The organism is Rhizobium sp. CB2179, assembly GCF_057653455.1.
Genome location: NZ_JBYGKR010000004.1, coordinates 35,684 through 57,698, shown reverse-complemented (window position 1 = coordinate 57,698; position 22,015 = coordinate 35,684). Strand labels below are relative to the sequence as shown.

The following is a 22,015-nucleotide window of genomic DNA, read 5'->3' as shown; positions in this document are numbered from 1 at the left end:
TCGAACACGGAGTTTGCAGAATGCAAAACCTCCGGTGACCTAAGAACTTTCGAGATGGATCGCAAGATCCGTGCGGCAGCACAAAAACAGCGGCCCGCATCAGCTTACGCTCAGTTCAAGCTGTCATGAACAGCGGTGACGTCCAAATGCGGGATTGATCCCTCTGTCTCGCCGTCAGGAAAAGCGGGTGTTCGCGGCCGTGGCTCAATCCAAGTCCTGGAAGCGGTATCTCGCCTGAGAGATCGCGTGGAAGAGGGCGATCGGTGACGCGCTCCAACAGAAGTCGAAGCTCGACACCCTGAAGATCGACCGAGATCGAGCCCTTTGCGATCAGCTCGCTTCCGCATGCCTCTAAAAACACCTCGGGAGCATGGACATGTGGCGGCGGCTGGAGCGGATCCCCGATCTTGCTGTAGCCATGGAGCTTCGCGGCTACGACGATGCGCGCGTCGCGCAGGTCGGAAAGCTTAAGTTCGATTCCGTCGACGTCGCCATGTGTTGCCGTCCTGAAGCCGAGGGTGCCGAGCCCAGTGCGCCAAACGCTTTGTTCGGGATGATCGAAACCGATGCCGCGCACATCCAGAAGCGCTGCACCGGTGACAGCCACTTCGCCGCTCCAATAGGCCGCGCGATAGCGATCCTTTATCCGCGCGCCGCCGAAACGGATCCGCACACTGCGCTCACTGAGGCCCGCTTCGGCATGCAGATCACGTCGCCACACCATGCGGTCGCCGTCGAAAAGCTGAACTTCCTCCCAGCCGGCGTGGCCGAGCAGGCGGTAAGAGAGCGGCTGATTGAGCTCGGCGTCAAACACCTCGCCCATGAAATGTTTGCCTTGGGACAGAACCGCAAAACTCCGTTCACCAGTCGTGGCAAAAGTGCGCCTCGCCCGAAGTGCAGCGCCAACGCCAGCACGGTCGAAACCGTCGGCGATGACGCCGGTGAGCCCCCCACGTGCACCGAAGGTTCCGGTGGCCGGCGCACCACCGCCGCATCGGCCCTGATGTTCGTCGCTAGCGGCGGAAGCGCCCACTCTGTGTCCGCGAGCTAGAGCTTCGACGTAGAGCCAATGAAATTGTCCCCAGGCGGAGCCAATCTCGATGAGGCGTTCCAGCTCCGGATGGTTCCAGTCGAGAATGCAGCGCCGGCCACCCACATGTGGGATCAGCAAATGGCCTTCCGGATCATCCGTATAGGCTCCATAGAGCCGGTCAACCGGCCATATCCCAGGACGGATCGCTCCCGCCGTCGTCTCATTCCATTCGAAAGAGCGCAGGGAACGTCCCTGCTCGTCGAACGGAAACCTGGGCTTGCCGTCGCGCAGGAAGACGACGTTTCGGTCGCCACCGGCAGCGGAGTTGCCGCACCATTCGGTGCCTGGATAGCAGACGAAGCGACCGGGCTCGTTGAGTTCGTGGATGGTCTTGACGGCCGCATCCCAGTTCGTCTCGGTGATGTTGAAATCGTTGACGGTGTAGCCCACCACGTCAAGTCCGGCGATGTCGCGCCCGTAGGTGAGATTGTAGGTGGCATCATTGGTGCCAACGGTGTCGTCGGAATGGACGTGAAGATCGGCATAGAGAGGGCGCAAGGCACCCTCTTCGCTCTGTACATAGGCGATGCCCGGTGCGACGCCGGGTTCGTCATTCATCCATGCTTCCAATTTCCACTCGCCGGCAGCAGCGAAGGAAAGGCCGGAAATCCGCGCAAATGTCCAGCCTTCCGCGGCGAATGCCACTAGCTCCGTTCGTTGCCCGCCATCCGGGGCAGTAATGACGAGCGCACCATGCAGGTCTCGACCCTGGCAAGTGTTCCCCATATATCATCGACGCGCACGATAGCGTCGAAGAAGTGACCGCTGCCAACCAGCCGCGGCGCGATGACCTGAAGGGCCTGCGGCTGCCCGGCCGCGATTTCCAATTTGCAGTCGCCTGGCACCTCCGCAAATTTTGAGCTACCCAGCGGATCGACGAACAGCCGGAAACGGAACACCTTCTCCACGAAAGTCTGCACCCGTGTGCCGGCGCCGCCCTGCCGCCGATCGCCCAGACGGATGACGATCCTGTCGCCGGGGTTGAGATAGCCGTCGACGACGTCGATGATGACCGCCTTCTGGAAGGGACGTTCGTGTCCCTTCTGATCGAAACGCACCTTCAGTGCTTGCCGAGAAGCACCTGCGCCGAATTACCAACCTGCCCGCCCATGGCGACCATCCAGCCGATACCTTGAGATGCGCCGATCATCTCGGCTGCAACAAGCGCGCGCCACGCCTGGGCAAAACCGATGCGCAAGGCGGCAGTGAGGAAGGGGAGGGAGGCCGGAAGATATACATGGGCCAGCAATTGCAGCCTTTTGGCACCCAGCATGCGCGCGGCACGCACCTCGCCGCTGCTGATGGAAAGCACGCCTTCCTGAATCGTCTGGGCCATCGGAAAGGCCGATGCGATGAATATGACGACGGCAATGGAAAGATATCCGAGGCCGAAGAAGATCAGCGACAGCGGCGCCCAAGCGATCGGAGGGATGGCCATGAAGAGACCGAGCAGCGGCTGGACGAATTCGCGAAACGGCCGCCAAAGTCCGGCAGACACGCCGATGAGCACGGCGGCCACGACGGCTGCGCCGAAGCCGCCGAATTCGCGCAACAAGCTCGCCATGACCTGGCGACCCAACTCGCCCGACCGGATCCAGCGAACCCCCTCGGCCGCCACGTCCCACGGCTGCGGCAGCACATAGGAGGGAACGCGGCTTGCCGCGATGCTCCACACGACAAGGAGAAACGGAAGCGCTGCCCAGCGCCAGGACGGTTGCGGAAAACGCAGCCGCGCTGCCAACTTCTTCATCGATCGGATCTCATCGTTGAGCGGCCGCTTTTGCGGCGAAGCTGTCGTCAATGATGTCGTCGACATTCAAGCGCTTTTCGAGAAAGCCGAGGGCCACCGAGTAGTCGATGAGCCGCTGGATGAAGGCACGATCGGAGGGCTCGATTTCCGCCGACCACCCAAGGCGTTTCCTCGCCTCCGTGACGATCGCTTCCGGCGGAACGATACTTCCGTCCGCGGCCGTCGGGGATTCCAGCTTAAAGTTTTGGGCGATGATCCGATTGGCCTCTTCGGGATGCTCCCGCAAAAACGCAGTGGCCTTCGAATTCGCTCGCAACAGTTTCACGAGATCGTCCGGGCGTTCCTTCAGCGTCTTGGCAGGCGCTGCTATGACGTACCAGGGATAGCCGGGCAAAGCTCCGTTCACGTCGAAGACGACGCGACCTGCACCGCGGAGCACCGATTGGCTGATGAAGGGCTCCCACAAAAAGGCTGCATCGACGACGCCGGTATCGAGGGCAGCGTTCATGTTACCCACGGGCATTTGCGACAGCGCAAGATCCGTATCCGGGCTGAGGCCGGCGGCCTCTTTGAGAACGTAGCCACGCAGCAGCACGTCCATGCCGCTGCCCCTGTTGACGCCGGCAAGCCTCTTGCCCTTGAGGTCGGAAAGGGCGTGGATCGGACCGTCAGTCTTCGCGATTACCGCTGCCTGACCATAGTTGACCTTGGCGATGATTTTCGCGTCGAGACCGCGCGCCGCCCATTGATAGACCGGGGGCGCACCGATATAGGCCACATCGATTTCGCCTCCAGCCACCGCCTGCTGGATGACGGGACCATCGCCGAAACCCTTGAGCTCGACGTTCAACCCCTCGTCGCGAAAATAGCCTTTCTCCTCGGCGATCAGGGCAGGCGCATTGGCCATGGCCTGGACCCAGCCAATGCGAAGCGGCCGCGGGTCCTCGGCATGGGCAGGCAAAGCGGCTGCGAGGGCCAGAAGAACTGCGGGTAGAATGTGTTTCATCGGATGCTCCCCTTCAGGTAACGGGTAGATTGCTGGTCATGACTTTGGCGATTTCCTCCGAGAGCTGTTCGCGCAGTTGAGCGAATAAAGGATTGGCTCTCGTGCCACGCTGATCGCGAGGACGCGGCAAATCGATTGCCACTTCGGCGGTGATGCCTGTCGGCGGTAGCCCAAGGACGAGAACCCTGTCGGCAAGATAGATCGCTTCGTCGATGTCATGGGTGATGAACAGTACGGTCTTCCCCAAGCCCGACCAGATGCGCAGCAATTCATCATTGAGGGATGCACGCGTCAGGGCGTCGAGCGCTGCGAATGGTTCGTCCATGAGCAGGAGGCGCGGCTCGAGCGCCAGTGAGCGCGCCAGCGCAACCCGCTGACGCTGGCCGCCCGACAATCGGTGAGGCGGCTCCTGTGCCTGCTCTTCCAGGCCGACAAGTCGAAGAAAATTAAGCGCGACGTCTCTCTGCTCCTTCGCAGATCCACGGCGATTCATGCGCAGGCCAAAGCGAACATTTTCCAGGGCACTCAACCAAGGGAAGAGGTTTGGCGACTGAAATACATATCCAAGGACCGGATGCTCCGGGACAACAGGCACGCCGTCTATGGTGATATGCCCCGATTGCGGGCGCAGGAAGCCCGAGAGAAGATTAAGGAGCGTCGACTTGCCACAACCGGACGGACCCAGGATCGCCACGAATTCTCCCGACCGAACCTTCAGCGAAAACCGTTCGAATACGGCGCGTCGGCTTTCGGGATAGGCGAACGCCATGCGGTCCACCGAGAAGGCGGCGCCGGATGAAACCTGCCTTGGGATAACTGGAGATGCCATGTTGCGTTAGGACGACCCTGGATTGGAGTTGCCCCAATTTTTAATACATTATAATACAGGCTATCAACGTGAAGAGTTCCCCTTGTGTGGCAGCAAAAGGGAACGCTATTCCAAAGCTTCGCTGCATCGTGGTGTTTTCGACCCTATGGAAAATAGATGAGTCTCATACGCAATAACCCGGTGGCTATGTACCTGCAGATTGCCGATCGGCTTCGTGCCGAGATCGCCGAAGGCGCCTACGAGCCGTCCGGACGGCTCCCGTCGGAATCGCAAATTACGGCACGCTTCACAGTCAGTCGCGTCACCGTGCGCCTGGCGCTCCAACAACTCGATAGGGATGGGCTGATCGAGCGCCGGAAAGGCAAAGGCACATTCGTGGCCGGCAAGCACGTGCGCCATCAAATTGATACACTGCGTAGCTTTCATGAATCGCTGAAAGTCCAAGGCTTCGATGCTACGATGCGGATCGTCGAGTTGACCGCAATTGAAACACCGTCTGCTTTCATCCCGCTGTTCGGGCCGACATGCGCACTTCTGGAACGACTTCATGTGGTGAATGACGAGCCGATTGCATTGGGCCGAAGCTTCCTGCCGGCCTTCATGTCGGAGCTGGAGCGAGAGATCGCCGAACAGCAACCAACTTATGCCTTACTGAAAGACAAAGCCGGCGCCGACATTGTCTCCGCTGAGATTGCGATCGGGGCGCGTGCTGTCTCGCCCCGGATAACATCGCTGATTGGAGCGGCTGAACATGCAGTCCTGCTTGTGCTGGAACGGAGTTCCTATTTCGAAACGGGCGCTTGCGCCGAAAAGTCTGAATTTTTTATTCGACCAGAGCGGTACCAGTTTGTCCTCGGCAGTCGAACGCCCGACCGCTGAGAGTTCGACAGATTGGATGTCTGATTTAGGCATGAAATTCTGAACGAAGCGGCCCTTGAAGGCTAGGAAATCCCCTATGCGCCGGAATCGTTGGCTCGGGACTTCCTGGCCGTCCCGAAGCTCGCGGCTGTTCTAGCGGACTGGTCACCGCGCTTGCCTGGTCTCTTGCTGCATTACCCGGGCAATCGTCACGTGCCGTCGGCTCTTCGGGCATTCATCGACCTTCTCCAGGAGAGAAGCCGGCGGTTGCAGTCGCAAAAGGGTGGGACTTGATTCTGTCCCGGTTGCCTGGATTGGCGCCTTCGAAGAACGCCGTTCAGTCCGGCAGGAGTTTGCGGCAACTCATTCCATAGTGGTCATGAACGCAGGAACCTGCTGCTCGAAGAACTTAGAGAACGACGCGATGCGCGGCGGCAGCGACTGGTATGGCGGATAATAGAGCGTCAGCCACAGATCCGGCGGCGACCAATTTTTCAGAATATGAACCAGCCGCCCGGTGCGCAGATGCTCGGCGACATGGAACTTCGGCAGCATGGCGACACCGACCCCGTCGGCCGCCATGCTCGCCAGGACTTCGCCGCTGTTGGCGCTGAACGCCCGCCCCGCTGAGATGTTGGCACTGCCGCTACCGTCCGACAATACCCAGTTTTCCCGCCTGCTCTCGCCGCTATATGCAAGGCAGTCGTCAGGGGTCAGCTGGCTTGGATGCTTCACCTCCGTAAATCGGCTACCTGGCGCAGCCACCAGGATACGCCGGACCATGCTGATTTTCCTCCAGATCGTGAACTTGTCGGACGGCGCCGCAGAGATCCGGATCGCGAGATCGTAGTCGTCGTCGATAATGTTGACGAGCCCGTCAGCGAGTGAAATCTCAAAACTTATCTTCGGGTACAACTCTTTGAAACCGGCCAGGATCGGGGGCAGAGCCTGCTGCCCGAACCAGGTCGGCGCACTGATCCGCAGGCGACCATGGTCGGCCTTGTGCGTGTTCATGAGGTCAGCGCGTGCATTCTCCAACGCCTCCATCGCCGGCTTGATCTGGGCTGCATAGATCGCGCCGTCGGTCGTCAATGAAACCTGCCGTGTCGTCCGCACGAAAAGCTGCACGCCCAACTCGTTCTCGAGTGCGGCAATCGCTCTGGTGACCGCCGCCGGCGTCATATCGAGCTCCCGCGCGACTTGCGCGAAATTGCGCTTTTCCGCAGCCATCAAGAACGTCCTAAGCGCCCTGTAGTCGTTCATTTATTATTTCATCCTGAGCAATTCATTCGAAATCTTTATTACAATTCCGGAGAGCAGGCAAGCGAACTAGATTTCAAGCACGCACAACGAACCACATCGGCGATGAAAGGAAAACATCATGATCAAGGATATCAAAGGGCTGCACCACGTCACCTCGATGGCTTCGGACGCCCGTCAGAACAATGCGTTCTTCACCGACGCACTCGGGCTTCGCCGCGTGAAGAAGACCGTGAACTTCGACGACCCGGCGGTCTATCACCTCTACTACGGTGACGAGAACGGCACTCCCGGCACAGTCATGACCTACTTCCCTTTTCCCGACGTGATGCGCGGCCGCGCAGGCGTTGGCGAAGTCAGCGAAACGCAGTTCGCAGTGCCCAGGGGCTCGCTCTCGTTCTGGCAGGATCGCCTGTCTGCAAAGGGAGCGGCCAACCTGCATACCGACACTGCCTTCGGCGCTGCCCGCCTCCTGTTCAAGGGGCCGGACGGCGAAGGGTTTGCCCTTGTCGAAGCGGAAAACGACGGCCGCAAGACCTGGGACGGCGCCGGCATCGACGAAAGCGTCGGCATCCGCGGCTTCACCGGCGCCAAGTTCCGCCTGCATGACGCCGATGCGACGTCCGAACTGCTCGGTTTCATGGGCTACCAGCGCGCCGAAACGGATGGTGAGGTGACCCGCTTCATCATGCCCGGCGGCAATGGTGCGGACACGATCGACCTCGAGGTCCTTCCGAAGACGCCATTCGCAAGGCAGGGCGCGGGCTCGGTGCATCACATCGCTTTCGCCGTCGAGAATCGGGCAAAGCAACTCGAAGTCCGCAAGGCCCTGATGGATACGGGCTACCAGGTCACGCCGGTAATCGACCGAGATTATTTCTGGGCCATCTACTTCCGCACTCCCGGCGGCGTGCTCTTCGAAATCGCCACGAACGAACCCGGTTTCGACAGGGACGAAGACACGGCACATCTTGGCGAGGTCTTGAAACTGCCGGCACGCTACGAGCCCTATCGTGACCAGATCGAAGCCGGCCTGACCCCGCTCGCCGCCTGAGGTCGCTTTCCGACAATACGGCGGCATAACTTTCAAGACGTGCCGCCTTCCCTGCCCCATTACCTACCTTCAACCCTAGTCAAAGGAAGACACGAGATGTCCAGCAAGCTTCAGGTCCTGACCCCGCAGAACAGTCAGATCATCTTCATCGACCAGCAGCCGCAGATGGCCTTCGGTGTTCAGTCGATCGACCGCCAGGTCTTGAAGAACAACGTTGTCGGTCTTGCCAAGGCGGCGAGGATATTCAACATCCCGACCACCATCACCACCGTCGAGACCGACAGCTTTTCGGGCAACACTTTCCCGGAACTGCTCGCTGTCGTCCCGGACAATGATATCCTTGAGCGCACGTCGATGAATTCCTGGGACGACCAGAACGTCCGCGACGCGCTGGCCAAGCACGCTGCCGATGGCCGCAAGAAGATTGTCGTCGCTGGCCTCTGGACGGAGGTTTGCAACACCACCTTCGCGCTCTCCTGCATGTACGATACCGACTACGAAATCTACATGGTCGCCGATGCCTCCGGCGGCACCTCCGTCGATGCGCACAAATATGCGATGGACCGCAGGTGCAGGCCGGCGTCGTTCCGGTGACCTGGCAGCAGGTCCTGCTCGAATGGCAGCGCGACTGGGCCCGCAAAAAAACCTACGACGCGGTCACGTCGCTGGTGAAGGAGCATTCCGGCGCTTACGGCATGGGTATCGACTATGCCGTCACCCACGTCCACGGCGGCGCCGAGCGGGTCAGCCATGGCAAGCGGATCGGCCCGAACCCTGCCAAGTAGATGCGGGCATTGCTCCGGTCGTGCGCCAATTGCCGGAGCAAATTGCTTCTCAAGCGAAGGTCTTCTCCATGAAAGTCTATCTCCTGTCACTTGGTGCCGGCCTGCTGGTTGGCGTGATCTACAGCCTGCTCAATGTCCGCTCGCCTGCCCCGCCTGTCGTCGCGCTCATCGGGCTGCTCGGAATTCTCGTCGGCGAGCAGCTCGTGCCATTGGCAAAAAGCATCTGGGCTCGTGAGCCTGCCGCCGTCTCCTGGCTTCACCAGGTAAAGCCGCACATGTTCGGGCACCTCCCGAAAGGCCGGCAAAACGTGGTGGCGGTGAACCCGCCCCACGAAGATTCAACATCGGGGAAAAGCTGATGACGACGCGCGCACGTTCCTGGGCGCAGCATCGAGCCTCGCCTTTTCAAACCTGTTTTCGCCGGCCAATGCCGCCGATCCCACCACGACCGGAGCCGCTGCCATGCACGCCGATATCGTCCTTCACAACGGGTTGATCACGACGCTTGATCGTACAAATCCGAGCGCCACAGCGGTCGCCGTCAAGGACGGTATGTTCCTGGAGGTCGGCAGCGACAGCGAGATCATGGCGCTGGCCGGGCCCGATACAAAGATCGTCGACCTCAAGGGCAAGCGCGCGCTTCCCGGCCTGGTCGACAACCATACCCATGTCGTGCGCGGCGGCCTCAACTTTAACATGGAGCTGCGCTGGGACGGCGTCCGTTCGCTAGCCGACGCCATGGACATGCTGAGGCGGCAGGTGGCCATCACACCCGCTCCACAATGGGTGCGCGTCGTCGGCGGCTTCACCGAGCACCAGTTCGCCGAAAAGCGCCTGCCGACCATCGAGGAGATCAATGCCGTCGCGCCCGACACGCCGGTCTTCCTGCTGCACCTCTACGACCGGGCCTTGCTGAACGGCGCGGCCCTCAGGGCCGTGGGCTACACGAAGGACACGCCCAACCCGCCTGGCGGCGAGATCACGCACGACGCCAACGGCAACCCGACCGGCCTGCTGCTGGCCAAGCCGAACGCCGGCATCCTCTATTCGACACTCGCCAAGGGACCGAAACTGCCTTTCGACTATCAGGTTAATTCGACCCGCCACTTCATGCGGGAACTGAACCGCCTGGGCATCACCGGCGTCATCGATGCCGGCGGCGGTTTCCAGAACTACCCGGACGATTACGCGGTCATCCAGAAACTGTCTGACGGGGACCAGCTTACGGTCCGCCTCGCCTACAACCTCTTCACCCAGAAGCCGAAGCAGGAGAAAGAGGATTTCCTCAACTGGACGGCCTCGGTCAAATACAAGCAAGGCAACGATTATTTCCGTCACAACGGCGCCGGCGAGATGCTGGTGTTTTCCGCCGCGGACTTCGAGGATTTTCGCCAGCCCCGCCCGGACATGCCGCCGGAAATGGAAGGGGAATTGGAAGACGTCGTTCGGGTGCTAGCCGAAAACCGCTGGCCGTGGCGTCTTCACGCCACCTATGACGAAACGATCAGCCGCTCACTCGACGTCTTCGAGAAGGTCAACAGGGATATCCCGCTCGAAGGCCTGAACTGGTTCTTCGATCATGCCGAGACGATTTCGGAACGCTCGATCGATCGTATCGCAGCACTCGGCGGTGGCATCGCCACCCAGCATCGCATGGCCTATCAGGGCGAATATTTCGTCGAGCGCTACGGCCACGGTGTCGCCGAAGCCACTCCGCCGATCCGGCGCATGCTGGACAAAGGTGTCAACGTCTCGGCCGGCACGGATGCGACCCGCGTTGCCTCCTATAACCCCTGGGTCTCGCTGTCCTGGATGGTCACCGGCAAGACTGTCGGCGGCATGCAGCTCTACCCGCGTGCCAATTGTCTCGACCGTGAGACGGCGCTGCGGATGTGGACCGAAAAGGTCACCTGGTTCTCCAACGAGGAGGGTAAGAAGGGACGCATCGAAAAGGGCCAGTTTGCCGATCTCGTCGTCCCGGACAAGGACTTCTTCGCCTGCGCCGAGGACGAGATTTCGTTCCTGACGTCGGAACTCACCATGGTGGGCGGCAAGATCGTCTACGGTGCCGGCACTTTTGCCACCCTGGATCAGAGCGATATCCCACCCGCCATGCCGGACTGGTCACCAGTTCGCAAGTTCGGCGGTTATGCCGCCTGGGGCGAGCCCGACGGTGCAGGCAGACACTCGCTGCGCCGTACGGCGATCGCCTCCTGCGGCTGCGCCAGCGATTGCGGTGTCCATGGCCACGATCATGCCGGTGCCTGGACATCGAAGCTTCCTATCGCCGACCTGAAGGGCTTCTTTGGCGCCCTTGGCTGCTCCTGCTGGGCCGTCTGAGAACGCGGTCTACCCATACAAGCTCCCTTTGCGGCACGATCTGTAGAGGAGCTTCCAGACGAACGACGAGGCCAGGCGAAATGGCCGCAGCCCGGAGAAATCATGTCCGCTATTCCACTCCTTGAATCAGCTCAGCCAGCCGTCCAGATGATCGATCAACAAACCGGTCTCGCCTTTTGGCGTCGGGTCGACGGATCGTCAGTTCCTTCTCAGCGCCATGGTCGCGCTGGCAAGGGCAGCGAAGGCATTCAATCTCCCGGTGATCGCTTCGACGTCGGCGCGATGACAGGTGTTTTGAGGATACTCCTATGACGACCATCCATGCTCAAGAAACCGGCAGCTTCGCCGGCAAGGCTTCCGTCGCCGAATTCCTGGCATTGCTCGCGCTCTGCTCCGCCTACATCCAGGGTCCGCTGACGAAGGTTCTCGACTTCCAGGGGGCCGTCGCCGAGATGAACCATTTCGGGCTGGCTCCGGCGCCACTTTTCGCAGGCGGCGTGCCGATCTTCGAACTCGCCATGTCCGCCCTCATCCTTTTGGGGCGCTTGCGCTGGCTGGGGGCTCTTGCCCTGGCGATATTCACCTTGATGGCGACATTCCTTGCCCTGCGGTTCTGGGAGATCCCGGCCGGATCCGAGCATTCGGCAGCCATGAACGGCTTCTTCGAGCACGTCGGTCTTAGCGGTGCCTTCGTCTTCGTTGCTCTTGTCGACCTGCGCAAACGCGCGAGAGGAAAATAGAGTGCATCGTCCGATGCCTGCCATGATGACGTCAAATCCCTCCATTTCTGAGCCGTCCTTGCGACCAACAAAGCCGGTCGGGCTGAGATCTTGAGAACGCACCGAGCTGGCGAGATCCACGAGGCCGTCATGCGACAGCTCGAGCATGAACTCGACCTCCAGGAAATGGCGCGCAAAATCGCCGATAACCAACCATCAAAGCTATCTGTCCGACCCAGACTTCCGTGTCCCCATTATTGCAAAATAGGCAATTCAATCGGCGGAATTATTGTAATTGTTCAATTCTGACGCCCGAGCCACTATCCCTTCACAAACAGATGCCCGCCGGAACCGACCTAACCATGAGGATGTATCCATGACCTTTCCATCAGCTGGATTGAAATTCGCCGTTGCCGTTGCCGTCGCTACGATCATGGCCTCTTTTGCCACAGCCGCAGGGGCTGCTGGCAAGAACGTGGCGGTTGGCGCCCAATACGACACCACTCATGTCTATGTTCCGGTAACCGACGTCGATGCCTTCGCGGCGAGTTTCGTCGCCACGTTCGGCGGTGCATCGACCAAGCAGATCGTCGCCACGGTGACGCCAACACCGAGCAGCACGACCTCTCAACTGATCCAAACGCCCGCAGGCACAGTCTCCCTGTTCGGCTTCAAGACGCCGATCCCCCATCCCTTCGGTAAGGAGCGGACAGGATATCTCGTGACGGACTTGGACCGGGCGATCCGCGATGCTCGAAATGCCGGCGCTTCAGTCATTGTCGAAGCCTTCCCTGATCCGATCGGCCGCGATGCCGTCATCCAATGGCCGGGCGGCGTCAATATGCAGCTCTACTGGCACACCAAGGCGCCGGACTATCCCAAGTTCGATACGGTCCCTGAAAACAGGATATATGTTTCAAAGGATTCCGTCGGCGCTTTCATTGATGATTTCCTGACCTTCTCGAAGGGCAAGATCGTCTCCGACGACAGAAGGGCACCCGGCGTCGAGATCGGTCGCCAGACCGACACCTACCGGCGCGTCCGGATCACATCGGACTTCGGCAACATGTCGGTCCTCGTGACCGATGGCCATCTTCCTTACCCTTTTGGCTATGAGACCACCGGTTATGCGGTGAAGGATCTCGATGCAACCCTCACGAAGGCCACCGCTTCCGGCGCGACCGTGCTCGTCCAGCCTTACAAGTCGGACAAGCGTCAGGCAGCCATCGTTCAGTTCCCCGGCGGATACATCGCCGAGATCCACGCACCGCTTGTCTCGGAATGACCGGCCGCTCGGGCCTGCTGTGACGGCGGGACGACCAAGGATGCCGTCGATGTCCAACCGAGTGTCGCCGCTTCAGACAACGTGGCGCGCGGCGGGACATCAAGGGGCGCTATGCCCAGGTACGCATGGACAACGCCTTCAATGCCAACCTGAGGGGTGCCATCGAGGCCATTCGTTACGACGTCGGCGAAACGATCCGCCAGGCCGGCGGCCAGAAGAATAAAAGCTGTCTCGGCGCCACGCCGAGATTCTCCCGCACCGGAACGGCAAAGGAAAAGCACGTATGAAAAAAATCTCTCTTGCAACGGTCTTGAGCTTCGACGCCGGATACGTCGACACAGCAGGCTTTCTGGCGCTTCAGGGGCTGTTCACGGCGCATGTCACAGGGAATTTCGTGACATTCGGCGCGGCCGTTGTGCTCGGCACGTCCGGGATTATCGCCAAGCTTCTTGCTCTGCCGGTCTTCTGCGCTGTCATTCTTGTAACCAGACTGGCGAGCTTCTGGCTCGCCAGGCGCAGATACGCGGTTTTAAGCACGATGATGAGGGTGAAGCTGCTGTTGCTTGTCGTGGCGGCGGTCCTTGCGGTTTCCTTTGGTCCTTTCCCGAAGGGAGACGGATGGCCGGCGATCCTGACGGGCATGGTGCTGGTTGCCGCGATGGCGATCCAGAACGCCGCGCATAAAATCCATCTGGCGAAGGCACCACCGACGACGATGATGACCGGCAACACCACCCAAATCATGATCGATTTGGCTGATGTCATTCGCGGCGAAAGCCTGGAAGCGAAAAGTGCCGCCAAGAAGCGGATGATCAAGATGCTGACGAGCGTCTGCGCATTCGCCATCGGCTGCGGTGTCGCCGCCGCAGCCTTCATGTGGCTTGGCATCTGGTGCCTTGCGATCCCGCCGCTGCTCGGTCTCCTGGCACTGATCGCGGAGATCGAGACACCGGAAGGCGACGCGAAATAGCTGCTCACCCGCGATCGGCGGCCAACGTTTTCCACCCCACCTCAATCAAGGAGACAAGAGAATGGGCTACATCACCACCAAGGACGGCGTCGAGATCTTTTATAAGGATTGGGGGCAGAAGGATGCCCAGCCGATCGTCTTCCACCATGGCTGGCCGCTGTCGTCGGACGACTGGGACGCGCAGATGCTGTTCTTCCTGTCGAAGGGTTACCGCGTCGTCGCACATGACCGTCGGGGTCACGGCCGTTCGGCACAGGTTTCCGACGGACACGACATGGACCACTATGCCGCCGACGCCTTCGCTGTCGTCGAGGCGCTCGATCTGAAGAATGCCGTTCATATCGGCCATTCGACCGGCGGGGGAGAAGTCGCCCGCTACGTCGCAAAATACGGCCAGCCGGCCGGGCGCGTCGCCAAGGCGGTTCTGGTTTCCGCCGTACCGCCGCTGATGCTGAAGACCGAGACAAATCCAGGTGGCGTTCCACTGGAAGTGTTCGACGGCATTCGCAAGGGCGTCGCTGAAAACCGCGCGCAGCTGTTCATCGACTTCCCCACCGGTCCGTTCTATGGCTTCAACCGGGCCGATGCGAAGGTCTACCCGGGCGTCATCCAGAATTGGTGGCGGCAGGGCATGATGGGCAGCGCCAAGGCCCATTACGATGGAATCAAGGCCTTCTCCGAAACCGACCAGACGGAAGACCTGAAGGCCATCACCGTTCCGACTCTCGTCATGCACGGCGACGACGATCAGGTCGTGCCGGTCGATAATGCCGGCCGGCTGTCGGCCAAACTGGTGCAGAACGGTACATTGAAAGTTTACACGGGCTATCCGCACGGCATGCTGACCACCCATGCCGATGCCGTGAACGCCGATCTGCTGGCGTTCGTCGAAGCCTGATTGTCAGTCCGGGTGCGGCTTCAGTGCCGCATCCGGACCGCGCACATCGCGTCTAAAGCTGTTTTCACCATGACGTTATCGGCGCTTTTCCTTGAAACCGAGGTCGAGGGAAATCGCGGTGCAGCGCTCGAGCTTCAACTCGCCTAGTGTGCGCGCCACTCCGCCGGAGCCGTTCCCACAGTCTTCGAGAAGGTGTCGATGAATGCGTCCTCGTCAGCAAAACCGCACGTCGCGGCCACCTGGGCGATGGTATCACCGGTCCTGCTCAGCTGTGATTTAGCCCTGGTCATTCGGTACGCCGACATCCATTCGGCAACGGACTGCCCGGTTGTATTCAAGAAGCCTGAACGGAGCTCATCCACTGAAAAACCGGTGGCATCGGCGATCTGATCGACGGTCACGTTGGCCGACAGATTTGCGACCATGTACGCCTTGATGCGCTTTTCCTGCATGGGAGACAGCCGACCGCTGGCCGACAGTCGCTGTGCGGGTGAGCGTCCGTAACGATGGGCGAGATGGGCGCTTAACGCCAGCCCTATATGGGGAAGCAGCTGATCCCTGACTTCGTCCGGCATGTCAAACATCGGCATCAGTGCTCCACCAATATTGCGGATCACTTGATCGTCAATCCCTCGGCAGGTGGCAAGGTCATCGACGCGCGGTTCGCCTGCCTCCTCGGCGAGCTCGGCAAATTGTGAGCTCGGGATATGAAAGGCAAGCGCCTCGAAATGACCGCTAATCGAGATTGCGGCGCCATACCTCAGACTGATGAGACAGACAGAACCTTTGGGATAGGTCTTCAAAGCTGCGACGGTCTGGTCCGGACTGTCGCGATGATCGACATCGACGAGATAAAGCATCACCAGGAAGGCATCATCGGCCGGAAGGAAGACAGGATGCTCCGCATCTCCATAAACGTGGTCAAGATGAACGACAGAGAGCTTCGCCTCGCGAAGAGGCCTGATGACCAAGGCCCTCGCCGCATCGATGCCAAAACATGCTGCAATCCTGTCGCCGACCGCCAACGCTTCACTCAAATGTGTCTCGATCCTCCGGGCTGGGAACGGTATAGCCCGACCGTCGCGATGCCACGATTTGAGAGTTCCTATATATCTTCGAAGCATCTATCTTGAACAAAAGCATCCTCGTCGACGAGATTCTGCGATCTTGCGGAAGGCTGCGCTGAAGCGCTGAGCGCCGAGATTGGTCTTCAAAAAACGAAAGCTTGGCGTCTTGGTTCCTATTTCCGACGGTCACGTGAAATCACTCGGCGCAACGGCAACCGACACCTTCGGATGTCCTCTAAAACAGTTGTCGATCGACCAGGCGCTGGCAGGTTCCGATATCGCGGTCTTTCGCAAGGGAACGAGCGTCGCGCGGCTCGATCAGGTCATGACAACGGCAAGCGACCGAGGGTTCGTCGTCGGTGTCTCTTCGATCGGCGGTCACACGCGGCAAATCCAACACCAACATCATGTGACGACCCACGACTTTGCGGAGAACTCGATCTACATTCGCGATCTGGCCGAGGCCTACAAAGCGGATCTCGGCGGTTCTTTCGATTTTCTGCTGTTCGAAATCTCGCCTGCGGCTCTCATCAGGATCGCCGATGGTGCTGAACTTTCCGGCATCACCTCGCTCGCGGCCGAAACCGCCGCGAAAGACATCGTGCTTGCCAACCTCGCTCGGGCGCTGATCCCGGCACTCGAAAAACCGGAGGAAGCCAGCGCGCTGTTCATCGACCAGATGACTACTGCCATCGGGACCTACCTGGTTCAACGCTATGGCGGCCGGTCCGTTGCAACCCCCAACAGATCACGAAGCCTGTCGCGCATGCACGAGCATCTGGCGAAAAGCCTGCTTCTCGAAAACCTTGAAGGGGACATCTCGATCGAGCAAGTGGCGCAGGCCTGCAATCTGTCTCGGGGCTATTTCATTCGCGCCTTTCGCGAGACGACGGGCATGACACCGTTTCAATGGCTTGTCAGCCAACGAATAGATCGCGCCCGCACCCTGCTGCGCACTTCAAATGCTCCGCTCGCCGAAGTCGCCATCGCCTGCGGCTTCGCCGATCAAAGTCATTTCACAAGGGTTTTCTCAAGTGTCGTTGGCGCAACGCCTGGCAATTGGCGGCGTAACGTATAGTCCAGCCGACCAGAGAGCGCCGTTTGGAATAGACTGAATTCGGCATCCCCAATCGCCGCTTTGAGACACCATCCTCGCCCGCCGGCGACGCTATCCCCGAACGGCCGCTTCAATCACCCCGACGTCGATCTTCTGCATCTTCATCATCGCGTCGAAAGCTCTCTTTGCTTCAATACCGCCAGCTCGCATCGCCTCCATCAAAACGCGCGGCGTGATCTGCCATGAAATTCCCCAACGGTCCTTGCACCACCCGCACTCGCTTTCCTGTCCGCCATTTCCAACGATGGCGTTCCAGTATCGGTCGGTTTCCTCCTGGTTTTCCGTCGAAATCTGGAATGAGAAAGCTTCATTGTGTTTGAAGGTTGGACCGCCGTTCAATCCCACGCACGAGACACCGGCAACCGTAAATTCGACAACCAAGACGTTGCCGACCTTTCCATCCGGATAATCGCCGGGTGCACGGATAATCGCTCCGACGGCGCTGTCAGGGAAGGTCTGCGCATAAAAATTGGCGGCTTCCTCGGCATCTTTGTCGAACCAAAGGCAGATCGTGTTCTTGGCCATTTCAGTCCCTTTCATAATTCGGTGTGAGGATTTAGCGGTCATCATGATTGAAAGACGGATGAGCCATCCAGCAGCCGACATCATTCCAAAAAAAGTTTCATGGCCCGCGCAACGGCAGCGATCGCGAAAAGAGGCCGACCATATCGCCGAGGGCTTGAGAGATGGCATCGAAGCTTCGGGCTGCTCGTTTGCGCAGCAAGGCTTTGAGTTTGGAAAAGGTCGATGGGATTGAGATCGGCGAATAGGCACGCAGTTTGTCGCGGATGAGCGGGGGGCTGGCGAGATAGGCAACGAGGTTTGCCAGTTCTTGCGCTTCCACCATGCGCTGTAGGATCGAACCCGAGCGGACGGTGGCAAAGAATTCCGTTTCGATCTGCTCTATCGAAATTTGGCCCAGCGGGAGCGGAGACCTCGTTGCGAGCTTGGTCTGACCCCCGCCAACCAGACCTATCCAGTTCGCCAGCAACGCAGCTCATACCCGTTCCGAGCCAAGGCACACTGGCCGCAATTGGGTACGACAGGAAATGACAATCTCAGCGCTCGAACCGATCCAGCATCTTCTTCAGTTGTGCGTTTTGCAGCCTGAGCTTCGTCGCCAGCTGATCCCGGAGCAGCCTGATTTCTCCATCCAGGCTCACTGCATCGTCAGAAATGGCGGCAACGCCTGGAGAAGGTGGAAGAACGACAGCAATGGTTTTCGTTTTCTTGTTCCGCCTGCTGCGCTTTCGCGTTGGACCGTCGCCTACTGGCAATGCCTTTGGTGAGGCGTGCGCGGCTACGTCGGCCTCATTGGATAAGCCCGGATCAACCGCTTTCTCAAGCGTCGCGCTTTCCATATCTGCCGTGTCATCAACACTATTTGCCGCCTCTTCGGCATGACGAGGCAGGTCTACCGACACCGCCTCGTGTTGTTCGTGGGTGACCGGCTTTTCGTTGGCCGCACGGTCTGCGGCCTTCGACCGGTTGTTGGCCGCCGCTTCAGTCGGCTCGGCCATGGCTGATACGTCCGGCTTCACATCATCGGTCGAGCCGTGTTCTTGCTTCTGCTGGCGTCGCCGTGACACCAGCCCAGCAAGAAGTTTCCATGGAGACGCCATTTTATTTGACCTCGAATTCTACTGCGTATGCAAACTGCGAGCAAAAACGTTGGCGGCAGAACGAACCGCCGCCAAAATCTTCACTTCAATAAGCATGAGAATGCGGCCAGCGCTTGACCGTCTGCTGCCGATCAACCGAGGTTGAGGCGCTTTCGCAGATCGGCATTTTCAGCGCGGAGCTTCTCCGCCAGCAGCTTGCGCAGTTTCTGGTTTTCCTCTTCGAGCTGCAGAAGATCCGAAATCTCATCAACTGCCGCCACCGACGGTGCAGCCGCTATCGACACAGCCTTCGGAGCACGTTTGACAGGTACACGCTTGGCACTCGTCGTCCCTTCGTCAGGCTTTGCTTTGCGTCCTCTCGTCTGCTTTCCAGCTTTGGCATCCGAAGCCGCTGCCGGTTGCAAAGAAACGGCGACTGAGGCGGTTGCAGGCACCACCTTCTTGGCGCGAGGTTTGCGCACCTTCTTCAGTCCATCGGGCGCCGCGGCGGCCGGCGTGTCAGCATTGGTTGTCGTATCTTTTTCGTCGGCCATTATGGTCTCCTGTAAAGCCGATGCATTTGTCTCTTGCTCGATCGGCAGTGTCAATAACGGCCCGGCCTGTTCTTCTTCGGATACAAGCATTCCGGTGCTTCTTGCCTGAGGAGCTAATGACATAAATGGCATTGCCTCGTCCTGCATATCTTGTGCAACGGACTTGAGATCCGTGTCTGCCCAGATCGAGCTCGGTTTGGAGTTGAGTTTTCGCCGACCTGATTTGTACTCGACGGCAAAGCTGCGCTGCACTTTTTTCAATTTAAAAAAGCCTTGGGTATCTGCGGTGATGTTTCAGCGACGTTTTCAACATCGCAGCATGTCCTGCAAATAACGACTATTGCGCCGGCGGTCCATACCCTGAGCCACGGGAGCTGAGACGACAAAAGGCTCCAGTGGGCTCATATGGTGCGACCGTCGCCGCTTCCAAACGCCATCCGTGGGCTGATACTGATTCCGCGAGAGGACACACTTCCAACATGCCACAGCTCACCGATGTCCCATAACGGTTATAACATCGCCGACTATCGGGATATTGCGCCGGAGTTCGGTTCGCGTGCCAATTTACGACCGCCTGGTCGAAGAGCTCAGGAACGGGGCAGTTGGTCTTTATACGCATAAGGGATCTCGGCCCAAATGGATCCGTAGTGAACCTTTATTTGCCGTGTCCCATCGCCAAGGCAAACAGTCTTGCCTGCCGCTCCGCAAATGCCCGTGGGTTCGCCGGCTTGTCGCCATCAAGAATGCGGGCCTCATCGAGGAGGAGCCACGCAGCATCCTCGCGAAAGGCATGATCGTCCATCGATGCGATGCTTCTGACGAGCTGGCTCTGTGCGTTGATTTCTAATACGGGCTTCGAAGCCGTCTGCAGCCGCCCTGCCCCCTGGAGCATTTTCTCAAGTTGTCGATCAGGTCCGTGCTCGGAAGCAACCAGGCAGACCGCACTTTCCGTCAATCGACCGGAGACACGCACATCGGCGACCTCCTGGCCGAGAGCAGCGCGCGCGAAATCGATGAAAGCGGCAACCTCGGAAGAGGCTTCCTGTTTTTGCTCGTCGGTGCTTGCCTCGCCGGCGATGTCATTCAAATCGGCAAGGCCCTGGGTGACCGATTTGAATAACTTGCCCTCGAAATCAGGGACATTGGTGGGCCAGAAGCTGTCTACGGAATCGGTCAAAAGCAGCACTTCGATCCCCTTGGCCCGGAAACCCTCGAGCTGTGGTGAACCATTCAACTGCTCCAGGTTCGAGCCGCTGATGTAAAAGATAGACGACTGCCCTTCCTTCATCGCTGCCACGTATTCCGTCAAGCTCCGTGTCGCGCCTTCGGCAGCAGTTGTGTGGAAACGCGCCAGCTTGAGCAATTGCGGGCGGCGCTCGAAGTCTTCGTAGATACCTTCCTTGACGATTGCCCCGAAGAGGCCCCAGAATATGCCGAACGTCTCGGTTTCGCTGTCGGCCATTTTCTCCAATGCGGTAAGGATCCGGCTGGTTACGCCTTTACGGATCGCGGTGAGAACCGGGCTCTCCTGGATCATCTCGCGGGAAATGTTGAGCGGCAGATCGGACGTATCGACGATACCGCGCACGAACCGGAGGTAACGCGGCAGTAACTCGGTGTCATCGGTGATGAAGACGCGCTTCACGTAGAGCTTCATCCGACCCTTGCGATCCGGATCAAACAGATCGAAAGGCTGGGAACCGGGTACGAAGGCCAGCGTCGTATATTCGTGCCGGCCCTCGGCGCGGAAATGCACGTTGGTCAGCGGCTCATCGTATTGACCCGAAACGCCACGGTAGAAATCGTCGTAATCCTGTTTGGAAATTTCGCTCTTCTGCTTGGTCCAGAGCGCGGCACCATCGGAGATCTGCGACGGCTCGGCCGCTTCCTTATCGACGAGGCGAATGGGAACAGGTACGTGGCCGGACTGATCGCGAATGATCTTTTCGACAGTCCACTTGTTGGTGTATCTTTTTGCATCTTCCATGAGATGCAGAACGACGCGGGTACCCCTCGTCGGCGCCTCGACGGAATCGGCCGCGACGATGTCGTAGCTTCCCTTGCCGTCGGACGACCACTTCCAGGCTTCCTCCTGACCCGCACGCCGCGAGATCACATCGACCTTGTCTGCCACCATGAACGAGGAATAGAATCCGACGCCGAATTGACCGATCAGTTCAGCCTTCTCGCCGGCCTTAGCAGCCTCAAGCCGCTCCATGAATGCCTTTGTCCCCGAGCGCGCGATCGTGCCAAGCGCGTCGATCATCTCGCTCCGGCTCATGCCGATGCCGTTGTCCTCGACGACAAGCGTCAGCGCCTCTTCATTGAGGGTCACGAGAATTCCAGGCTGTATACCGTCGGCCGAGAGTTGCGGCTGGGAAATCGAGTCGTAACGCAGCTTTTCGCAGGCATCCGCCGCGTTCGAGATCAATTCCCGGAGGAAGATATCTTTGTCGGAATAAACCGAATGCACCATCATGTGCAGCAGCCGACTGACATCCGCTTCGAATGCATGTTGCTCAGGCTGCCGCTCGTCTAATGTCGTCATCGATAATCCCCATTTTGCAGAAGTCGCGCGTCAGATGGTTTTTCCGCTGATGGATTTCAAGCGCTTCACCGTTGCGGTCGATTGATTGGCGCCAATTGCCGGGGATTGCAAATGGTTTCAAAAGCGCGAGAGGTTCACCAGAACCCTGCTCTTGAGCAGGTTTCGAACTAACGACTACGTCTTTCGCATCTTGCGGGCGAACTGAGCGCCGACGACATCGGGAGCGATCTTGCGGGACGCAAGCGGGATTGGCTGCACAAGGCTTCAACTGTGGAATTCGT

General features: G+C 59.3%; 20 protein-coding genes and 3 pseudogenes. 13 read left to right on the top strand and 10 right to left on the bottom strand.

The features are described 5' to 3' along the window. Positions 1-115: 115 nt before the first annotated feature. The 4 genes and pseudogenes from AC244Q_RS31915 to AC244Q_RS31900 form a co-directional block, all read right to left on the bottom strand. A pseudogene (locus AC244Q_RS31915) lies at positions 116-2,172 on the bottom strand (CehA/McbA family metallohydrolase domain-containing protein); the annotation flags it as partial. Beyond that, positions 2,163-2,843: pseudogene (locus tag AC244Q_RS31910) on the bottom strand (ABC transporter permease); the annotation flags it as partial. The pseudogenes AC244Q_RS31910 and AC244Q_RS31915, both read right to left, overlap by 10 nt. A gap of 10 nt (positions 2,844-2,853) precedes the next feature. Next, entirely contained in the window at positions 2,854-3,849 is a 996-nt protein-coding gene (locus AC244Q_RS31905) for an ABC transporter substrate-binding protein (RefSeq protein WP_128406080.1), read from the bottom strand. 13 nt (positions 3,850-3,862) lie between these two features. After that, complete coding sequence (locus tag AC244Q_RS31900) at positions 3,863-4,618, bottom strand: ABC transporter ATP-binding protein (protein ID WP_206641051.1); 756 nt, start codon at positions 4,616-4,618, stop codon at positions 3,863-3,865. Positions 4,619-4,834: 216 nt separating this feature from the next. Here AC244Q_RS31900 and AC244Q_RS31895 point away from each other — a divergent pair, with 216 nt between their 5' ends. Next, positions 4,835-5,557 (top strand): GntR family transcriptional regulator, encoded by a 723-nt coding sequence (locus tag AC244Q_RS31895; protein ID WP_128406082.1) that lies wholly within the window; start codon positions 4,835-4,837, stop codon positions 5,555-5,557. Positions 5,558-5,899: 342 nt separating this feature from the next. On the opposite strand, the gene AC244Q_RS31890 is transcribed toward AC244Q_RS31895, so the two are convergent. Further along, a complete protein-coding gene (locus AC244Q_RS31890) occupies positions 5,900-6,799 on the bottom strand; it encodes a LysR family transcriptional regulator (protein WP_017997045.1) in 900 nt (299 codons plus the stop codon). Positions 6,800-6,917: 118 nt separating this feature from the next. On the opposite strand from AC244Q_RS31890, the gene AC244Q_RS31885 reads away from it, so the two are divergent. The 10 genes and pseudogenes from AC244Q_RS31885 to AC244Q_RS31840 all read left to right on the top strand — a co-directional run bounded on the left by AC244Q_RS31885 (position 6,918) and on the right by AC244Q_RS31840 (position 14,847). After that, positions 6,918-7,850: a VOC family protein gene (locus AC244Q_RS31885; protein WP_017997044.1), complete on the top strand. Its 933-nt coding sequence runs from the start codon at positions 6,918-6,920 to the stop codon at positions 7,848-7,850. A 96-nt stretch (positions 7,851-7,946) separates the two neighbouring features. Next, a pseudogene (locus AC244Q_RS31880) lies at positions 7,947-8,635 on the top strand (hydrolase). A 68-nt stretch (positions 8,636-8,703) separates the two neighbouring features. Next, a complete protein-coding gene (locus AC244Q_RS31875) occupies positions 8,704-8,994 on the top strand; it encodes a XapX domain-containing protein (protein WP_017997042.1) in 291 nt (96 codons plus the stop codon). 103 nt (positions 8,995-9,097) lie between these two features. After that, entirely contained in the window at positions 9,098-10,975 is a 1,878-nt protein-coding gene (locus AC244Q_RS31870) for an amidohydrolase (protein ID WP_164902281.1), read from the top strand. A 102-nt stretch (positions 10,976-11,077) separates the two neighbouring features. Then, the gene (locus AC244Q_RS31865) at positions 11,078-11,287 is read left to right on the top strand and encodes a hypothetical protein (RefSeq protein ID WP_245460434.1); all 210 of its coding nucleotides are present in this window, start codon (positions 11,078-11,080) and stop codon (positions 11,285-11,287) included. Further along, a complete protein-coding gene (locus AC244Q_RS31860) occupies positions 11,284-11,715 on the top strand; it encodes a DoxX family protein (RefSeq protein WP_017997039.1) in 432 nt (143 codons plus the stop codon). The genes AC244Q_RS31865 and AC244Q_RS31860 overlap by 4 nt, the downstream gene beginning before the upstream one ends. Before the next feature lie 355 nt (positions 11,716-12,070). After that, a complete protein-coding gene (locus tag AC244Q_RS31855; RefSeq protein ID WP_128406084.1) occupies positions 12,071-12,979 on the top strand; it encodes a glyoxalase in 909 nt (302 codons plus the stop codon). 125 nt (positions 12,980-13,104) lie between these two features. Continuing rightward, on the top strand, positions 13,105-13,266 hold the full coding sequence (locus AC244Q_RS31850; protein ID WP_164902282.1) for a hypothetical protein: 162 nt from the start codon (positions 13,105-13,107) through the stop codon (positions 13,264-13,266). Beyond that, a complete protein-coding gene (locus AC244Q_RS31845; RefSeq protein ID WP_128406085.1) occupies positions 13,263-13,949 on the top strand; it encodes a YoaK family protein in 687 nt (228 codons plus the stop codon). The genes AC244Q_RS31850 and AC244Q_RS31845 overlap by 4 nt, the downstream gene beginning before the upstream one ends. A 61-nt stretch (positions 13,950-14,010) precedes the next feature. Continuing rightward, on the top strand, positions 14,011-14,847 hold the full coding sequence (locus tag AC244Q_RS31840) for an alpha/beta fold hydrolase (RefSeq protein WP_128406086.1): 837 nt from the start codon (positions 14,011-14,013) through the stop codon (positions 14,845-14,847). Between the two features lie 143 nt (positions 14,848-14,990). Here AC244Q_RS31840 and AC244Q_RS31835 read toward each other — a convergent pair whose 3' ends face one another. Further along, positions 14,991-15,872 carry a helix-turn-helix transcriptional regulator gene (locus AC244Q_RS31835; RefSeq protein WP_128406090.1) on the bottom strand — a complete coding sequence of 294 codons (882 nt, stop codon included), beginning with the start codon at positions 15,870-15,872 and terminating at the stop codon, positions 14,991-14,993. Between the two features lie 286 nt (positions 15,873-16,158). Between AC244Q_RS31835 and AC244Q_RS31830 the strand changes: the two genes are divergently transcribed. Further along, positions 16,159-16,992 carry a helix-turn-helix domain-containing protein gene (locus tag AC244Q_RS31830; RefSeq protein WP_128406091.1) on the top strand — a complete coding sequence of 278 codons (834 nt, stop codon included), beginning with the start codon at positions 16,159-16,161 and terminating at the stop codon, positions 16,990-16,992. A gap of 90 nt (positions 16,993-17,082) precedes the next feature. Here the strand turns inward: AC244Q_RS31830 and AC244Q_RS31825 are convergent, their stop codons facing one another. After that, positions 17,083-17,556, bottom strand: coding sequence for a VOC family protein (locus tag AC244Q_RS31825; protein ID WP_128406092.1), 474 nt, complete (start codon positions 17,554-17,556; stop codon positions 17,083-17,085). 43 nt (positions 17,557-17,599) lie between these two features. On the opposite strand from AC244Q_RS31825, the gene AC244Q_RS31820 reads away from it, so the two are divergent. Next, positions 17,600-17,788, top strand: coding sequence for a hypothetical protein (locus AC244Q_RS31820; RefSeq protein WP_487764166.1), 189 nt, complete (start codon positions 17,600-17,602; stop codon positions 17,786-17,788). 301 nt (positions 17,789-18,089) lie between these two features. Here AC244Q_RS31820 and AC244Q_RS31815 read toward each other — a convergent pair whose 3' ends face one another. The 3 genes from AC244Q_RS31815 to htpG all read right to left on the bottom strand — a co-directional run bounded on the left by AC244Q_RS31815 (position 18,090) and on the right by htpG (position 21,734). Next, positions 18,090-18,653, bottom strand: a complete 564-nt coding sequence (locus tag AC244Q_RS31815; RefSeq protein WP_128406087.1) for a hypothetical protein — start codon at positions 18,651-18,653, stop codon at positions 18,090-18,092. 131 nt (positions 18,654-18,784) lie between these two features. Further along, positions 18,785-19,447 carry a transcriptional regulator gene (locus tag AC244Q_RS31810; protein WP_128405807.1) on the bottom strand — a complete coding sequence of 221 codons (663 nt, stop codon included), beginning with the start codon at positions 19,445-19,447 and terminating at the stop codon, positions 18,785-18,787. A gap of 394 nt (positions 19,448-19,841) precedes the next feature. Beyond that, positions 19,842-21,734 carry a molecular chaperone HtpG gene (gene htpG, locus AC244Q_RS31805; RefSeq protein ID WP_128405809.1) on the bottom strand — a complete coding sequence of 631 codons (1,893 nt, stop codon included), beginning with the start codon at positions 21,732-21,734 and terminating at the stop codon, positions 19,842-19,844. Positions 21,735-22,015: the final 281 nt, after the last annotated feature.